This window comes from Marisediminicola senii (assembly GCF_011057645.1).
In the GTDB taxonomy this organism is placed as follows: Bacteria; Actinomycetota; Actinomycetes; order Actinomycetales; family Microbacteriaceae; genus Marisediminicola; species Marisediminicola senii.
In genome coordinates this window covers 58,123-73,760 of record NZ_JAALGE010000005.1, presented here as the reverse complement: position 1 = coordinate 73,760, position 15,638 = coordinate 58,123, and the positions used below count along the sequence as shown (strand labels likewise).

General features: G+C 66.5%; 18 protein-coding genes. 7 read left to right on the top strand and 11 right to left on the bottom strand.

Going from position 1 to position 15,638, the window contains the following annotated elements; all coding sequences use genetic code 11:
• The first annotated feature begins 4 nt into the window (after window positions 1-4).
• Window positions 5-694 (top strand): exonuclease domain-containing protein, encoded by a 690-nt coding sequence (locus G5S38_RS04150; RefSeq protein ID WP_165064713.1) that lies wholly within the window; start codon window positions 5-7, stop codon window positions 692-694.
• Window positions 695-803: 109 nt separating this feature from the next.
• Here the strand turns inward: G5S38_RS04150 and G5S38_RS04145 are convergent, their stop codons facing one another.
• The 3 genes from G5S38_RS04145 to glgA form a co-directional block, all read right to left on the bottom strand.
• The gene (locus G5S38_RS04145) at window positions 804-1,055 is read right to left on the bottom strand and encodes a type B 50S ribosomal protein L31 (RefSeq protein WP_165064710.1); all 252 of its coding nucleotides are present in this window, start codon (window positions 1,053-1,055) and stop codon (window positions 804-806) included.
• 166 nt (window positions 1,056-1,221) lie between these two features.
• Window positions 1,222-2,004: an ABC transporter ATP-binding protein gene (locus G5S38_RS04140; RefSeq protein ID WP_165064707.1), complete on the bottom strand. Its 783-nt coding sequence runs from the start codon at window positions 2,002-2,004 to the stop codon at window positions 1,222-1,224.
• 25 nt (window positions 2,005-2,029) lie between these two features.
• Window positions 2,030-3,211, bottom strand: a complete 1,182-nt coding sequence (glgA, locus tag G5S38_RS04135; RefSeq protein ID WP_165064704.1) for a glycogen synthase — start codon at window positions 3,209-3,211, stop codon at window positions 2,030-2,032.
• 46 nt (window positions 3,212-3,257) lie between these two features.
• Here glgA and glgC point away from each other — a divergent pair, with 46 nt between their 5' ends.
• Complete coding sequence (gene glgC, locus G5S38_RS04130) at window positions 3,258-4,496, top strand: glucose-1-phosphate adenylyltransferase (protein ID WP_165064702.1); 1,239 nt, start codon at window positions 3,258-3,260, stop codon at window positions 4,494-4,496.
• A gap of 87 nt (window positions 4,497-4,583) precedes the next feature.
• Window positions 4,584-5,222 (top strand): phosphoserine phosphatase SerB, encoded by a 639-nt coding sequence (gene serB, locus G5S38_RS04125; protein WP_165064699.1) that lies wholly within the window; start codon window positions 4,584-4,586, stop codon window positions 5,220-5,222.
• Between the two features lie 35 nt (window positions 5,223-5,257).
• Here serB and fabG read toward each other — a convergent pair whose 3' ends face one another.
• On the bottom strand, window positions 5,258-5,968 hold the full coding sequence (fabG, locus tag G5S38_RS04120; protein ID WP_165064696.1) for a 3-oxoacyl-ACP reductase FabG: 711 nt from the start codon (window positions 5,966-5,968) through the stop codon (window positions 5,258-5,260).
• Window positions 5,969-6,119: 151 nt separating this feature from the next.
• Here fabG and G5S38_RS04115 point away from each other — a divergent pair, with 151 nt between their 5' ends.
• Genes G5S38_RS04115 through G5S38_RS04105 form a run of 3 tightly spaced genes read left to right on the top strand, consistent with a single transcriptional unit; the run spans window position 6,120 to window position 7,551 of the window.
• Window positions 6,120-6,419: a DUF3099 domain-containing protein gene (locus tag G5S38_RS04115; RefSeq protein ID WP_165064693.1), complete on the top strand. Its 300-nt coding sequence runs from the start codon at window positions 6,120-6,122 to the stop codon at window positions 6,417-6,419.
• Window positions 6,416-6,685 carry a hypothetical protein gene (locus G5S38_RS04110; RefSeq protein ID WP_407943824.1) on the top strand — a complete coding sequence of 90 codons (270 nt, stop codon included), beginning with the start codon at window positions 6,416-6,418 and terminating at the stop codon, window positions 6,683-6,685. The genes G5S38_RS04115 and G5S38_RS04110 overlap by 4 nt, the downstream gene beginning before the upstream one ends.
• Window positions 6,682-7,551, top strand: a complete 870-nt coding sequence (locus G5S38_RS04105; protein ID WP_165064690.1) for an SURF1 family cytochrome oxidase biogenesis protein — start codon at window positions 6,682-6,684, stop codon at window positions 7,549-7,551. Before G5S38_RS04110 ends, G5S38_RS04105 begins: the two co-directional genes overlap by 4 nt.
• 52 nt (window positions 7,552-7,603) lie before the next feature.
• On the opposite strand, the gene G5S38_RS04100 is transcribed toward G5S38_RS04105, so the two are convergent.
• Window positions 7,604-9,202, bottom strand: a complete 1,599-nt coding sequence (locus tag G5S38_RS04100; protein ID WP_165064687.1) for an ABC-F family ATP-binding cassette domain-containing protein — start codon at window positions 9,200-9,202, stop codon at window positions 7,604-7,606.
• A gap of 136 nt (window positions 9,203-9,338) precedes the next feature.
• Between G5S38_RS04100 and G5S38_RS04095 the strand changes: the two genes are divergently transcribed.
• Window positions 9,339-9,938 carry a biotin transporter BioY gene (locus G5S38_RS04095; RefSeq protein WP_165064684.1) on the top strand — a complete coding sequence of 200 codons (600 nt, stop codon included), beginning with the start codon at window positions 9,339-9,341 and terminating at the stop codon, window positions 9,936-9,938.
• Between the two features lie 21 nt (window positions 9,939-9,959).
• On the opposite strand, the gene G5S38_RS04090 is transcribed toward G5S38_RS04095, so the two are convergent.
• From G5S38_RS04090 to sufD, 6 genes are all read right to left on the bottom strand, one after another.
• Window positions 9,960-11,141: a GGDEF domain-containing protein gene (locus tag G5S38_RS04090; RefSeq protein WP_165064681.1), complete on the bottom strand. Its 1,182-nt coding sequence runs from the start codon at window positions 11,139-11,141 to the stop codon at window positions 9,960-9,962.
• A complete protein-coding gene (locus G5S38_RS15830) occupies window positions 11,138-12,868 on the bottom strand; it encodes a sensor histidine kinase (protein ID WP_165064677.1) in 1,731 nt (576 codons plus the stop codon). Before G5S38_RS15830 ends, G5S38_RS04090 begins: the two co-directional genes overlap by 4 nt.
• 83 nt (window positions 12,869-12,951) lie before the next feature.
• Window positions 12,952-13,281, bottom strand: coding sequence for a metal-sulfur cluster assembly factor (locus G5S38_RS04080; RefSeq protein WP_165064674.1), 330 nt, complete (start codon window positions 13,279-13,281; stop codon window positions 12,952-12,954).
• 4 nt (window positions 13,282-13,285) lie between these two features.
• On the bottom strand, window positions 13,286-14,062 hold the full coding sequence (sufC, locus tag G5S38_RS04075) for a Fe-S cluster assembly ATPase SufC (RefSeq protein ID WP_165064671.1): 777 nt from the start codon (window positions 14,060-14,062) through the stop codon (window positions 13,286-13,288).
• A gap of 45 nt (window positions 14,063-14,107) precedes the next feature.
• Complete coding sequence (locus G5S38_RS04070) at window positions 14,108-14,434, bottom strand: non-heme iron oxygenase ferredoxin subunit (RefSeq protein ID WP_165064668.1); 327 nt, start codon at window positions 14,432-14,434, stop codon at window positions 14,108-14,110.
• Entirely contained in the window at window positions 14,431-15,636 is a 1,206-nt protein-coding gene (sufD, locus tag G5S38_RS04065; protein ID WP_165064665.1) for a Fe-S cluster assembly protein SufD, read from the bottom strand. Before sufD ends, G5S38_RS04070 begins: the two co-directional genes overlap by 4 nt.
• Between the last annotated feature and the right edge of the window lie 2 nt (window positions 15,637-15,638).

Below are 15,638 nucleotides of genomic sequence, written 5' to 3'. Positions count from 1 at the left end.
GGCCGTGAGCACAGCATGGTATGACCGGTTGGGCGTGTTCGACCTCGAGACGACGGGCATCGACGTCGAGACGGCACGCATCGTCGCGGCGTATGTGGGGGTTGTCGGCGCTGACGGCGAGGCGAAGGGTGTTTCCTGGCTCGCCGACCCCGGCGTCGACATCCCGGTGCAGGCGAGCGCCGTCCACGGCATCACCACCGAGATGGCGCGTGCCAACGGTCGCCCGGCGGCAGAGGTCGTCGCCGAGATCGTGGCGGTGCTGCGGGCGCTGCTCTCGCAGCGTGTTCCGATCACCATCTACAACGCGCCATACGACCTGACCCTGCTCAACCGCGAGGCGCAGCGGTACGGCATCGAGCCCCTCGAGGCACCAGCGCCGATCATCGACCCGCTGGTGATCGACCGGGCCCTCGACCGTTACCGCAAGGGTAAGCGCACGCTGTCGGCCGCAGCCGACGTGTACGGCGTCGTCCTGGCCGACGCCCACGACGCGACGGCGGACGCGGTCGCGGCCGGCAGGCTCGCGCAGGCGATCGCGCGGCGCTATTCGACGGAGCTCGGCGATGACGTCACATCGCTGCACTCGCGTCAGGTTGAATGGAGTGCGGCCTCCGCCGCAGACTTCCAGGAATACATGCGCCGCAAAGATCCCACGTTCGCGTCGTCGGGCGCCTGGCCAGAGCGGCACCGCTGACACTGTTCCCTCAGAGCCCGCCGCAGCGGCCATCAGAAACGCCGAGGGCACGAAAAAAGGCGACCGGCTGAGCCGGTCGCCTTTCGACGATGATGCGGGTATTCGTGCGTTACGCGCCGAAGCCCTTGTAGCGGGTGTTGAACTTCTCGACGCGACCGGCGGAGTCCATGATGCGCTGCTTGCCGGTGTAGAAGGGGTGCGACTCGGAGGAGATCTCGACGTCGATGACGGGGTAGGTGTTGCCGTCTTCCCACTCGATGGTCTTGGCGCTGCCCACGGTCGAGCGGGTCAGGAAGGTGGCACCCGATGCCAGGTCGCGGAATACCACGGGCGCGTACGTGGGGTGGATGTCAGTCTTCATTGCAGATCCTTGGGATTGAGTGGTGTTGGTGTGAATGGTGAAAACGATGAGGCAGTACGCGCTGATGCGCTCTGTGCCAGCTAACTACGCTACCAGATGGTGCAGCGGCGCGCGTGGCACGCCACGGTGTCGCCCGGCCGTGTCGCGCGGCCGCGTCGCCGGTCGATTACGCTGCGCGCGCCCAGTAGCGGCCGTCGCGCTCCTCGACCACCAGGTCGAGCCCGAATGCCGAGCCGAGCACCTCGGAGGTGATGACCTCGGCGAGTGGTCCTGCCGCGGCGATCGACCCGCGGGAGAGCACGAGGGCGTGGGTGAATCCGCGCGGGATCTCCTCGACGTGGTGCGTGACCATGACGATGGCCGGGGCGGTGGGCGAACTCGCGTATCCGCCGAGGATGTGCAGGAGTTCTTCACGGGCGCCGAGGTCGAGGCTCGCCGCGGGCTCGTCGAGCAGCATGAGCTCGGGGTCGGTCATCACGGCACGGGCGATCTGCACCCGCTTCTGCTCGCCGTCGCTGAGGTCACCGAAGCGCCTCTTTTCGAGGTGGTCGAGCTTCCACTCCGCGAGCACGCGCTGGGCACGCTCGATGTCGACGTCGTCATAGGTCTCGTTCCACCGACCGGTGACGGCCCACGCGGCGGTGAGTACCACGTTGAGCACCGTCTCCTTGGCGGGGATTCGCCTGGCCAGCGCCGTGGAGGCGAAACCGATGCGGGTGCGCAGCTCGAACAGGTCGGCCTTGCCGACCGCCTCGTCAAGGATCGTCGCGGTGCCGGAGGTCGGGTGGATGAGGGCTGCGGCGATCTGCAGCATGGTGGTCTTGCCTGCGCCGTTCGGGCCGAGGATGACCCACCGCTCGTCGTCGTTGACGGTCCACGAGACCTTGTCGAGAATGGCACCTCCCCCGCGAATAACGCTGACGCCGGTGAGGTCGAGAACTGAAGCCATTACTCCAGCCTAAGCCACCGGTCGACTAGAGCAGGCTCTCGTAGATCGCTGCGGTCTGGCGGGCGATCTGCTGCCAGCCGAACTCCTTCTCGGCCCGCACTCGCCCCGCTGCGCCGTATGCAGACGCCGTTGCAGGGTCACTGACGACCTCGTTGAGCGTTGCGGCCAGGTCATCCACGAATCTGTCGGGGTGAATGGGGGTGCCGGTGCCGTCCTGGGCCTGCTCGATGGGAACCAGGCGACCGGTCACCCCGTCGTCGACGACCTCGGGAATGCCACCCGTGGCGGTACCGACCACCGCGGCGCCGCACGCCATGGCTTCGAGGTTGACGATGCCGAGGGGCTCGTACACCGACGGGCAGACGAACGTCGTGGCGACACTGAGCACGGCGGAGAGTTCGCGTTGTGGCAGCAGGCGGTCGATCCAGACCACTCCGGTGCGGGTGGTCGCCAGCTCCTCGACGCCCGCGCGCACCTCGGCGAGGATCTCGGGGGTGTCTGGCGCTCCGGCGCACAGCACGAGCTGCACGTCGGGGTGCAACCGCCTGGCCGCACGCAGCAGGTAGGGCAGGCCCTTCTGGCGGGTGATCCTGCCGACGAACACGACCGATGGTCGGTCGGGGTCGATGCCGAGGGAGCGCACCAGCTCACGGTCGTCGACCGGCTTCCACGCGTCGAGGTCGATGCCGTTGTAGACGACCGACACCTTGCTCTCGTCGAGGGTGGGGTAGGCGCGGAGGATGTCGCGGCGCATGCCGTCGCTCACGGCGATGACGGCCGCAGCGTCGGCGAATGCGGTGCGCTCGATCCAGCTCGAGACCCGGTAGCCCCCACCCAGCTGTTCGGCCTTCCAGGGGCGCAGGGGCTCGAGGCTGTGCGCGGTGACGACGTGCGGGATGCCGTGCAGCAGCGACGCGAGCTGGCCGGCGCCGTTTGCGTACCAGGTGTGTGAATGCACGATGTCGGCACCGGCGACGTCCTGGGCGATCTGCAGGTCGGTGCCGAGGGTTGCCAGCGCGGGATTGGCGCCGGCGAGCTCGGAAGGCGCCTGGTAGGAGAACACGCCCGGCTCGTCGCGCGGCTTGCCGAATGCCCGTACGACAACGTCGACGGTGGGCCTCAGTGCCTTGACGAGTTCTGCGACGTGTACACCTGCTCCCCCATAAACTTCGGGCGGATATTCACGGGACACAAAGTCGACTCTCACGGAGTGAACGCTAGTACACGTCTTTCGGCTCATCTACTGTGTAGTCATGGCATCAAAGAAGATCTTCGGCATTGTCCTTGCCGGTGGAGAGGGCAAGCGTCTGATGCCCCTCACCGCTGACCGGGCAAAGCCCGCCGTACCATTCGGCGGCAACTATCGGCTCATCGACTTCGCTCTGTCGAACCTCATCAATTCGGGGCTCCGCCAGATCGTCGTCCTCACCCAGTACAAGTCGCACAGCCTCGACCGTCACGTGTCGCAGACCTGGCGGCTCTCCGGGCTCACCAATTCGTACGTGGCGTCGGTCCCCGCCCAGCAGCGGCTCGGCAAGAGGTGGTTCTCCGGCTCCGCCGACGCCATCCTGCAGAGCCTCAACCTGCTGCGCGACGAGAAGCCCGACATCGTCGTCGTGGTCGGTGCCGACCACGTGTACCGCATGGACTTCAGCCAGATGATCGACGCGCACATCGAGTCGGGGGCGGGCGTAACCGTCGCGGCAATTCGGCAGCCGATCTCGCTCGCGGACCAGTTCGGGGTCATCGAGACCACCCCCGACGACCCGACACGCATCCACCGGTTCCTCGAGAAGCCCAAGAACGCCGTCGGCCTCGCCGACTCCCCCGACGAGGTGCTCGCCTCGATGGGCAATTACGTGTTCGACGCCGACGTGCTCATGGACGCGGTCATCCGCGACGGCGAGAACGACGACTCGAACCACGACATGGGTGGCGACATCGTTCCCTGGTTCGTGAACAAGAACGACGCGGCGGTCTACGACCTGAACCGCAACGAACTGCCGGGAGCCACCGACCGTGACCGCTACTACTGGCGCGACGTCGGAACGATCGAGTCGTTCTTCGACGCCCACCAGGACCTGATCTCGGCGCTGCCGATCTTCAACCTGTACAACAGCCAGTGGCCGATCTTCTCGCAGCAGCTCAACTCGCCGCCCGCGAAGTTCGTGCGCGACTCGAGCGGCAACCTCGGAACCACCATCGACTCGATCGTCTCGCTCGGCTCGCTGCTCTCCGGGGCGCACATCGAACGCAGCGTGCTCGGCCCGTGGGCGACCATCGAGGGCGGGGCGCGCGTCATCGATTCCATCGTGTTCGACCGGGTGCGGATCGGTCCCGGTGCCCTGGTGCGCCGGGCTATTCTTGACAAAGAGGTAGTGATCGGCCCCGGAGTGTCCATCGGGGTCGATGCCGACTTCGACCGGGCAAGGGGCTTCACCGTCACCGATTCCGGCATCACCGTCGTCGGCAAGGGCGTCCGCGTCTTCTAGCGCAGCATGTCTGGTGCGGTGGCGCGGCGTTCCTGCCGCGTCACCGCTTTTTCATGCCGCCCGCCATCGCCAGACTGAGAGTCACCCATGCCGTCCTTCCTCGTCGTGCTCGATGTCGACTCCACCCTGATCGAGAACGAGGTCATCGAGCTGCTCGCCGAGCAGGCGGGGTCCTTGGTCGACGTCGAACGCATCACGACGGCGGCGATGAACGGCGAACTCGACTTCGAAGAGAGCCTTCGGGCCAGGGTCGCAACCCTCGCCGGACTCCCGCTGACCGTATTCGACGTGGTCGCCGACCGAATCGAGGTCACGAGGGGCGTGCCGGAGCTCATCGCGGGGGTGCACGAGGCGGGTGGATGCATCGGCGTCGTGTCCGGCGGATTCCACGAGCTCGTCGACCCGCTCGCCGAGCGCCTCGGCCTCGACTACTGGAGCGCCAACCGCCTCGGGGTCGACGGCGGCCGGCTCACCGGGCAACTGGAGGGGCCGATCATCGACGCCGAAGCGAAGGCGACGACGCTCAGGGACTGGGCTGCGCGATGCGGGGTTCCGCTCCGGCAGACGGTCGCCATCGGCGACGGAGCTAACGACCTCACCATGATGGCCATCACCGGCCTGTCGATCGGGTTCGATGCCAAGGCACCGGTGCGCGACGAAGCCGACATCGTCATGGATGTGCGCGACCTGTCGCAGGTCCTGCCCATGCTCGGCCTGCGGGCCTGAAACTCTCGGCCGGCCTCAGCTCGTCGGTGTCGGGGTCAGTGCCCCATACCGAGGCCGCCATCGACCGGGATGACCGCGCCCGAGATGTAGCCGGCGTCGTCGCCGGCGAGCCAGGTGATGACACGGGCCACCTCGGTCGGCGACGCGAACCGGCCGGCCGGGATCGAGGCGCGGTACTCGGCCTGCTGCGCATCGGGCAGCTCGGCGGTCATGTCGGTCTCGATGAAGCCGGGGGCGACGACGTTGGCGGTGATGCCGCGCGAGCCGAGCTCCCGCGTCACCGAGCGGGCGATGCCGACCAGGCCGCTCTTCGACGCCGCATAGTTGACCTGACCGGCCGACCCATACAGTCCGACGACACTGGAGACGAGGATGATGCGTCCGAACCTGGCCTTCATCATGCCCTTGGTCGCGCGCTTGACGACGCGGAACGACCCGGTCAGGTTCGTATCGACCACGGTGGAGAAGTCGTCTTCCGACATGCGCATGAGCAGGGTGTCGCGGGTGATGCCCGCGTTGGCCACCACGACCTCGACCGGGCCGAGCTCGGATTCGACAGCGCTGAACGCGGCGTCGATCGACGCGGCATCGGTCACGTCGGCGCGCACCGTCATGCTGCCGGCTGGGCCATCGCCGCTGCGGGCGGTCACGGCGACGCGGTGACCGAGGGCCACGAATTCCTCTGCGATGGCAAACCCGATTCCCCGGTTTCCCCCGGTTACCAGGACTGTTCTGCTCGTGGCCACGGTGTCTCGACTCTCTTGGATGGGGCTCGGCTGACTGGCCGTCACCTCCCGGCAAACTCCCACAAGCTTAGACGTAGGCTGATTCTGCCGACGGCGGTTCGGGCCGGCGACACCCCGCACGCACATGCCTACCCCCGAGGACTTCGCACCCATGGCCAAGCAACAGGTGATCTCCTCGATCACCGCCCTTCCCCGGTCTCCGCAGGACGACCGCCACGACCGGATGATCAAGTACCTGATCGCCATGGCCGTGCGCCTCGTCTGCATCGCGATGTGCTTCTTCGTCACCGGCTGGTGGCTCGCCGTCTTCGCGATCGCCGCCATCGTGCTCCCCTACTTCGCGGTGATCCTCGCCAACGTCGGCCACCAGGTCGAGGGACAGGTAGAACGTCCGGGCTCGATCGTGCCCTTGCAGCAGAGGGAGCGCCCGGTCGACGGGGATCTCCTGTGATCGGCTGGACCCCCGGGTCACCCGGCGGTCCTGGGTTGGATGCCGCAGCGTCCAGCACCCCGCAGTGCTCTCGCGCCTCCTGCACCGAACCCGCCTCCTTCAACGTCAACTGGCGCAATCCGCGCATCCACGGCATCGAGCGTGTCAAGGTGTGGACCGCCTGCGACACCCACGTCGACTACCTCCGCGACTACCTCAGCAGTCGCTCCTTCCCCGTCGAGGTGACGCCGCTGGGTGTCACGGTCGATAGGGTGGGAAGCCCATGACCGGTTGGCGCTTCGCATTCTCCAGGCGGTGGGCCGGGTATCTCGCGCTCACCATCGTCTTCGCGATCATCTGCTCACTTCTTGCGACCTGGCAGTTCTCCCGACGGGCCGACGCGCGAGCGGAGATCGACCGTATCGACCAGAACTACGACTCGCAGCCCATCGCGGTCGATCAGGTGCTGCCGTCCCTCGAGTCGTTCGACGACGACCAGAAGTGGACCCGAGTCACCCTCACCGGCCAGTACCTCACCGATGACGAACTGCTCGTGCGCAACCGGCCGTACGGTGGCAGGCCGGGTTTCGAGCTGCTCACGCCCATGCTGCTCGACGACGGTACGGTGTTCGTCGTCGACCGCGGTTGGCTGCCCACCGGGTCGCAGCAGGACGCGCCCGACGAGGTCCCGCCCGCGCCGACCGGGGAGGTCACCGTCACGGCGCGCCTCAAGGCCAGCGAGCCCACCCTGTCCGGCCGCTCCACGGTGGAGGGGTCGAACCAGATTCCCACCGTGCACCTCCCGCAGATCGCCGACAAACTCGACCGTCCCACCTATACGGGCGCCTACGGACTGATCGCGGCCGGCAGCCCGGGTGCCGGCGACGCAGAGGAGGCACTGCCCATCCTGTCGGCACGCCCGGCGCGCGACGAGGGTCCCCACCTGTCGTACGCGTTCCAGTGGTACGTGTTCGCGATCCTGGCCTTCATCGGCCTCGGCTGGGCGCTCCGGCAGGAGTACCGGCTGGTCAACTCCGACGACCCCGACGAGATCGAGAGGGCCAGCGAACGCGACCGCCGCAAGGCTGCCCGCACCCCGTCAGACGACGAGAGCGAAGACGCCATCATCGAGGCCCTCGCCGAGCGACGCTAGCGGCGCACCGCAGGGCCACGGTCAGGTCGCAGGGTGTGTGCAGCCCTGGGCATCACGCCAGGTTGACGAGATCCGCGTAGTCGGGGTTCCAGAAGTCCTCGGTACCGTCGGGCAGGATGAGCACGCGTTCCGGGTTCAGCGCCTCGACGGCACCCTCGTCGTGGCTGACGAGCACGACGGCGCCCGCGTAGTTCGCCAGCGCGTCGAGGATCTCCTCGCGGCTCGCAGGGTCGAGGTTGTTGGTCGGTTCGTCGAGCAGCAGCACGTTCGCCCCAGACACGACGATCATCGCGAGCGCGAGTCGCGTCTTCTCCCCACCGGACAGCACCCCGGCCGGCTTGTGCGAGTCGTCACCGGTGAACAGGAACGACCCGAGCACCCGACGCGCCTCCATCTCCGTGATCGAGGGCGACGACGACACCATGTTCTGCAGCACGCTGCGCTTGACGTCGATCGTCTCGTGTTCCTGCGCGTAGTACCCGATGCGCAAGCCGTGTCCCGGCTCGATCTGGCCCGTATCGGGCTTGTCGACTCCGGCCAGCATCCGCAGCAGGGTGGTCTTGCCTGCACCGTTGAACCCCAGCACGACCACCTTCGTGCCGCGGTCGATCGCGAGGTCGACGGCAGCGAAGATCTCGAGTGACCCGTAGCTCTTGCTGAGATTGGATGCCATGAGCGGCGTCCGTCCGCAGGGAGCGGGCTCCGGAAAGCGCAACTTGGCGACGCGCTCGGTTGTGCGGACCTCGTCGAGCCCCGACAGCATCTTCTCGGCCCGTCGCACCATCTGGTGGGCGGCGGCGGCCTTGGACGCCTTGGCGCCGAACTTCGCCGCCTGCAGCTGCAGCACCGAGGCCTTCTTCTCGACGTTGACGCGCTCCTTCTTGCGGCGCTCCTCGTCGGATGCGCGCTGGCGGAGGTAGTTCTTCCAGCCCATGTTGTAGACGTCGATGACGGTGCGGTTCGCATCGAGGTAGAACACCCGGTTGACGGTCTCCTCGACCAGTTCGATGTCGTGACTGATCACGATGAGTCCACCCTGGAATGCCTTGAGGTAGTCGCGCAGCCAGACAACAGAGTCGGCGTCGAGGTGGTTGGTCGGCTCGTCGAGCAGCATGGTGTCTGCACCCGAGAACAGGATGCGGGCCAGCTCGATGCGGCGGCGCTGTCCACCGGAGAGCGTCGAGAGCGGCTGGTCGAGGATACGGTCGGGCAGGCTGAGGTTGCTTGCGATCGAGGCGGCTTCGGCCTCGGCGGCGTATCCGCCGAGCGCGAGGAACTGGTCCTGCAGCGTGCCGTACTTCTTCATGGCCTTGTCGCTGGTGGCAGCATCCATGCTGCCCATGTCCTCTGCGGCCTTCTCCATGCCGAGGAGCAGCTGGCCGAGGCCGCGTGCGTCGAGGATGCGCGTGCGGGCCAGGTCTTCCGGATTACCGGAGCGCGGGTCCTGCGGGAGGTACCCCACCTCGCCGGAGCGTTCGATGCGACCGTCGGTGGGCATGCCCTCACCGGCGAGGATCTTGGTCAGCGTGGTCTTGCCCGCGCCGTTACGCCCGACGAGGCCAATCTTGTCTCCGCGGTCGACGCGGAAGGACACCCCTTCCATGAGGGTGCGGGCTCCGACGCGGAGCTCGAGATCGTGCACAGCAAGCACAGTAAGAATCCAATGAGGTAGGGGTACCGCACGAACGTGGCGGCACACGGGAGCGGCACACTGTTGTGGGGGTCAGCCAGATAGTCTACTTGTCGCAGTCCTGTATCCGTCATCCCCGCACTTTTCGAGGAGCATCATGAGTTCTCCGTCCCTGGCCATCGGCCGCCCGACACTCGCCGACAGGGTTTTCTCACGGGGAATCGCCACCGACATCACCCTCGTCGCCGCCGGTGCCGTCGTGACCGCGGCCGCCGCGCAGATCGCCGTGCCGCTGTGGCCGGTTCCCATCACCGGGCAGACCCTCGCGGTGCTCGTGGTCGGTAGCTCGCTCGGCGCGCTGCGCGGGTCGCTGTCGATGGTGCTCTACGCGGTGCTCGGCATCGTCGGACTGCCCGTGTTCAGCGATGGAACCTCCGGACTCACCATCGTGGCCGGCCCCACCGGCGGCTACATCATCGGGTTCATCTTCGCCGCGGCCCTCACCGGCTGGCTCGCCCAGCGCGCATGGGATCACCGCATCCTCGGCGCCATCGCGTCGTTCTCCGCCGGAACGCTCGTGACCTTCGCGTTCGGGCTCCCCTGGCTCGCCTGGAGCCTCGGCCTCACCCTCGAGCAGACGCTGCAGTCCGGTCTCTACCCGTTCATCGTGGGCGGCATCGTCAAGGCGCTGCTCGCGGCGGGATTCATCCGCCTCGCCTGGTTCGGAGTCAACACGGCAGGCCGCCGCACGAAGTAGCGCGCCGGTACGACAGCGCGATCAGGCTGCGGTGCCCGTCGACGACGGCGCGGCGGAGACGGACCCCGCGCCGCTCAGCGTGGCTTGCGCAAGGGCATGATTCGCCGCAGCGAGCAGCGGGGCGAACACGTACCCGCTGGTATCGGTGTTCGCCACTCCATAGCTCGCGAGCGCACGGATGAAGTCCGCCTGGGGCAGAGCGGTCTCGACGAGCGCATCGTGCAGCCGTTCAGCGATTGCCGCCGCCTCGCGGTCGCCCGATGCGGTGGTGAGCACGGCGAACCGGTGCGAGTCGAACTGCCCGATGAGTGTGGCCGGCGGCACCGAGAAGCTCGTGACCCGCCCGACCTCACGGATGACCTCGTCTCCGCGGTCCCGACCATAGGCGATGTTGATGTCCTCGAGGTTCTCCACCTCGAGCAGCACGAGCGCGAGGGGTACCTGCTGCCGCTCCGCGCGGAGAATCCAGTCTTCTGCACACGCCGTGAACTCCGACATGGGCAGGATTCCGTCCCGCGCGGGCGACTCGGCCGAGTGCTTGCGGTACTTCGACCCGATGCGCTCGCCCTGGATCACCGACATCGAGATCGATGCCACGATGACCAGAAGTATGGTCACGATCGTGGTGATGACGGTACCGAACCAGTCATCGAAGAGGTCGCTGTCCTCCCCCGCGGCGATGAACACGACGGTCCGCGCCAGATAGAAGACAGCGACGATCCAGAAGACGACGGTGAGCACGCGGGCGTGCTGGTTACGCCTCATGGCACCGCGCAGGGTCTCTGCACCCGCGAGTGCGCCGAAGATCGAGACACAGGAGAACATCGTCACCGCACCCGCCCATTCGCCTCCGGTCGGCCCGTCGACCAGCACAGCGAGCGTGGTGACTGCACTGAGGGCGAGGCTCACCGCCGACAGGGACGTGCGTCCGTTGCACAGGCGACATCCGCTCCACATCATGCCTATGGCCAGCACAATGGCGCCGTTCCCGATGGCCGCCGCCCACCAGTCCTCGCCGAGGTAGCCCCAGATCGCGTAACAGGCGGTCGTGACGATGCCGGCGAGGAACGCGATACTCCACGCCCTGCCGATCGCGTCATTCCGACCGAGCACGGTGGCGAGGATGAATGCCACCCCCGAGATAGTGACGATCGCGCCGTTCGCCGCGAGTAGTGTCGGCAGGTCGATGTCCACGACGGTCATCCGGCGGTCGTGGTGGTGGTCGTGGTCGTCGTGGTGGTGGTCACTGTCGCGGAGCCGACCCCGGCCACGGTGGTAACCGCGGATCCGGAGCCCATCGATGGGAGCGTGATGGTGAAGGTGCTGCCGACGCCCTGCGTGCTCTCGAGCCGCAGGTCGCCCCCGTGTCGAACCATGATGTCCTTCGTGATGTTGAGGCCAAGCCCGGCGCCCAGTGCGCTGGACTGTTTCGCCGACTCCGTGCGGTAGAAGCGCTCGAATAGCTTCGCCGCCTCCTCGTCGGAGATGCCGAGACCGGTATCCGTGACGCTTACGGCGATGTGGCGGTCGTCGACGGTCATGAGCACCTCGATGGTGCCATCGGGCCGGTTGTACTTGATGGCGTTGGTCATCAGGTTGTCGATGACCTGACGGATGCGCAGTGGATCGGCCAGCGTGATTGCGGTGACGGGGAGGTTCGCCGCAATGGTGATGCCCCGTCGTGATGCGACGTCCCTGAGGTCATTGACGGCCTCATCGATGATTCCGGCGATATCGCAGTCGGTGATGGTCATCGGCAGCTGCGTGTCGGCGTCGCTTGCGGCGCGCAGCACGTCGTTGACGATGGTGAGCAGTCGTTTGGAGTTACGCAGAGCGACATCGACCATGCTGCGGGTGCCTTCATCGAGTTCGTCGTCGTCGAGCACGAGTTCCAGGTACCCGAGGGTCGATGTCAGGGGCGTGCGCAATTCGTGGGAGACCGATGCGACGAGGTCATCGCGGGCCTTGATCGCCTCGAGTTCGGCCGTGACGTCGCGCATGACGACGACGCCGCCATCGGCAGTACCATCCGGGGCGGAGAAACGACGCGCGGTCACTGACAGGGCGGCACGCTTCGATCCCAGATCGCCGATCCAGATGACCATATTCTCGAATTCCTGGCCAGCGAAAGCCCGCGCGAGTGGCCGGGTGTTCTGCGCGTGCGGCGTGATTCGATCCTCCTGGTAGACCACGGCATGCTTGTAGTCACCCTCCGCGCCTCCGAACTCTCGCAGGGACTCGCGAAGGGAGTCGTTCATCATGGTGATGCTGCCGGGACGGTCGAACGACAGCACGCCGAACGTCACCGCATTCAGCACGCCGTCGAGCAGCCGCTCCTGACGACGTGCGGAATCGAGCGCTGCCTCGATGATGGTCGCCTGCTGGCGCAGCAGGTTGCGCTGTCCGTTGGTGCGACGCACGGTCACGAAGGTCGTGGTAGCGATGAAGCTCAGGGCAAGCGGAAGAAGCACGAGCGACGGAATTCCCGACGCCTCAACGGCATCACCGCGAACGAACGTCGTGACCCAGATCAGCGCGGTCGACATCGAGACACTCGAAACGGCCCCCCACAGCCCGAAATGACGCGACATCCAAATGACGGGAAACGTGAGGAAGAGCCCGACCTGCAGGATAGGAGCACCCTCGCGCATACCGGCGAGGGCAATGATGTCGAGCAGTGGCAGGACCACGACCCACCGACTGGGAAGGGATGCCCAGCGAACCTGAAGGGCTAATACGGTGACCACCGCCACCAGTCCGATCCCGGCGACGAAGAACGGATCGTAGAACGCCGACGGGCTGACGAACGATGCCATCACGGCGAGGATCAACACCCCCGCGGACGTGAACAGCTGGCTCTGCGCCACCGACCTGTCTATTCGATCGGTGCGCGGGCGCGCCGACTCGCCGTCTTCCTGTGTTTCCCCCATGGCGAAAGGATAACGCCCGTGAGGCACGAACGGCCCGAATTAAGCGAACCTCAGGGAAGTCGCCCCCCTTGGGGGGTACGAAATCAAATGGAGAAGCCGAGCGCCCGCATCATGTCGCGACCGTCGTCGGTGATCTTCTCGGGACCCCACGGCGGCATCCACACCCAGTTGATGCGGAACTGGTCGACGATGCCGTCCAGCGACTCTGCGGTCTGCTCCTCGAGCACGTCGGTGAGCGGGCACCCGGCCGAGGTCAGCGTCATGCTGATGATGAGGGCGTTGTTCTCGTCGTCCCAGGTCAAGTCGTAGATCAGGCCGAGGTCGACGATATTGATCCCGAGCTCGGGATCCATCACGTCTTTCAGTGCCTCCTCGACCTGGTCGAAGAGTGCCGGAGCGAGTGCGACTGCCATGGTCCTATCCTACAAACGGCTCGGCGGCGGTGGCCCCGAGAAAACGGTCGTATCCCTCGTTCTCGAGGCGGTCGGCGAGTTCTGCGCCGCCCTCTTCTGCGACCCGACCGTCGACGAACACGTGCACGAAGTCCGGCTTGATGTAGCGCAGGATTCGGGTGTAGTGGGTGATGAGCAGAAGACCGAGTCCGGTACTCGCCTTGGCTCGGTTGACGCCTTCCGAGACGATCTTCAACGCATCGACGTCGAGTCCGGAGTCGGTCTCGTCGAGGATCGCGAACTTCGGCTTCAGCACCTCGAGCTGGAGGATTTCGTGGCGCTTCTTCTCTCCGCCGGAGAACCCCTCGTTGACATTGCGTTCGGCGAAGGTCTTGTCCATGCGGAGACCGGTCATGGCCTCGCGCACTTCGGAGATCCAGCCGCGGAGCGCGGGAGCCTCGCCATCGAGGGCGGTCTTCGCGGTGCGAAGGAAGTTCGACACCGTGACGCCGGGGATCTCGACCGGATACTGCATTGCAAGGAAGAGGCCGGCACGTGCGCGCTCGTCGACCGACAACTCGAGCACCTCGAGGCCGTCGAGCTTTACCGATCCGGAGTCGACGTGGTACTTCGGGTGACCGGCGATCGTATACGCGAGGGTGGACTTGCCGGATCCGTTGGGGCCCATGATCGCGTGGATCTCACCCTCGTTGACGGTGAGGTCGACGCCGTTGAGGATCTTCTTGCTTCCCTGTTCGGTGTCGACGCTGACGTGGAGGTCGCGTATTTCGAGAACAGACATGAGGGATATTCCTTAAGCTTCGGTGGAGAAAATAGACGGGGGTGATTAGACGGCGACGTCGACGGCCGGGTCGATGAAGACTTCCCCGTCGACGATCGTGACCGCGTAGACCGGCACCGGCTCGTAGGCCGGGAGCGAGGTCGGCTTGCCCGTGAGGATCGAGAATTTCGAGCCGTGCGCCCAGCACTCGAGGGTCTGGTCCTCGACGAAACCCTCCGCGAGGGAGATGTCGCCGTGAGTGCAGGTGTCGCCGATGGCGTGCACGGCACCGGCAGAATCCCGTACGACCGCGATGGCGACGTCGTCGATCACGACGCGTACTGCGGTGCCGACCTCGAGGTCATCTTCAGAACAGATACGTACGGCGGTCATCGACGGCGCGTCCCTTCCGGCACGAGCGCCGATTCGATTGCGGATTCCAGTTGGTCTTCGAGCGTCGGCGAACCGATCTTGCGGATCACGTCGGCGAGGAAGCCGCGCACGACGAGGCGGCGTGCCTCTTCTTCGGTGATGCCGCGAGCCTGCAGGTAGAACAGCTGCTCGTCGTCGAAGCGACCGGAGGCGCTGGCGTGGCCGGCGCCAGCGATGTCGCCGGTCTCGATCTCGAGGTTCGGGATCGAGTCGGCGCGGGCACCCTCGGTGAGGAGCAGGTTGCGGTTCTGCTCGTAACTGTCGGTCGCCACGCCGGTCTGGCGGATCAGCACGTCGCCGATCCAGACCGTGCGGGCCCCCACGCCCTGCAGGGCGCCCTTGTAGCTGACGCGAGAACGCGTGTTGGCGGCATCGTGGTCGACGAACACCTGCTGCTCGATGTGCTGCCCGGCGGTGGCGAAGTACGCGCCCAGGAGCTCGACGTCGCCGCCCTCCTTGACCAGGTGCACCGACGGGTTGATGCGGATGACATCGCCGTCGAGCGATACGACGACGTGGCGGAGTACCGCGTCACGCCCGATGTTCGCGAAGTGGCTCGCGAGGTGGATGGCGTCGTGCGCCCACTGCTGCACGGTGACCACCGTGAGGTGTGCGCCATCTTCGACGACGATCTCGACGTTCTCGGACAGCATGGCGTCGCCCGTGTTGAGGAGCACCACGTGGCCGCGGCTGTGCCGTTTCGCGGTGATCACAGTGTGCGCGGCGCGGGGGCCGGAGCCGAGGGCGCTGCGCGTGACGGTGGCCTGCTGGGACTCCTCACCGCTGACCGTGATGGCGAGGGCCGATTCGAAGGTCGACCAGGCGTTGGCCGACGCCCGCTCCTCCGAGGCCCCGGCAACGCCGATCCTTGCATCACCACGCTCGACCCACTCGACGGCGATGCCATCGGTGGATGCCGCGTCGTACGGGTACGTCGAACCGTCGAGGTCACCGTCGATGAGGGGCCGGAGCTTTGCCACGGGGCTGAGCTTCCAGGCGATCTCGGTGCCGTTGATGGCGGGGAAGTCGTCCATTCGGGTGGAGCGGAATCGCTCGGAACGCGTCTGCACGGGGACGAACGCGGCTGCGCTGTCGGTGTGCGGCTTGGCTCCATGCTGTTCCGGGATGGCGTCGGCGACGCTCACGGGGGTGGCAGAAGTCATCT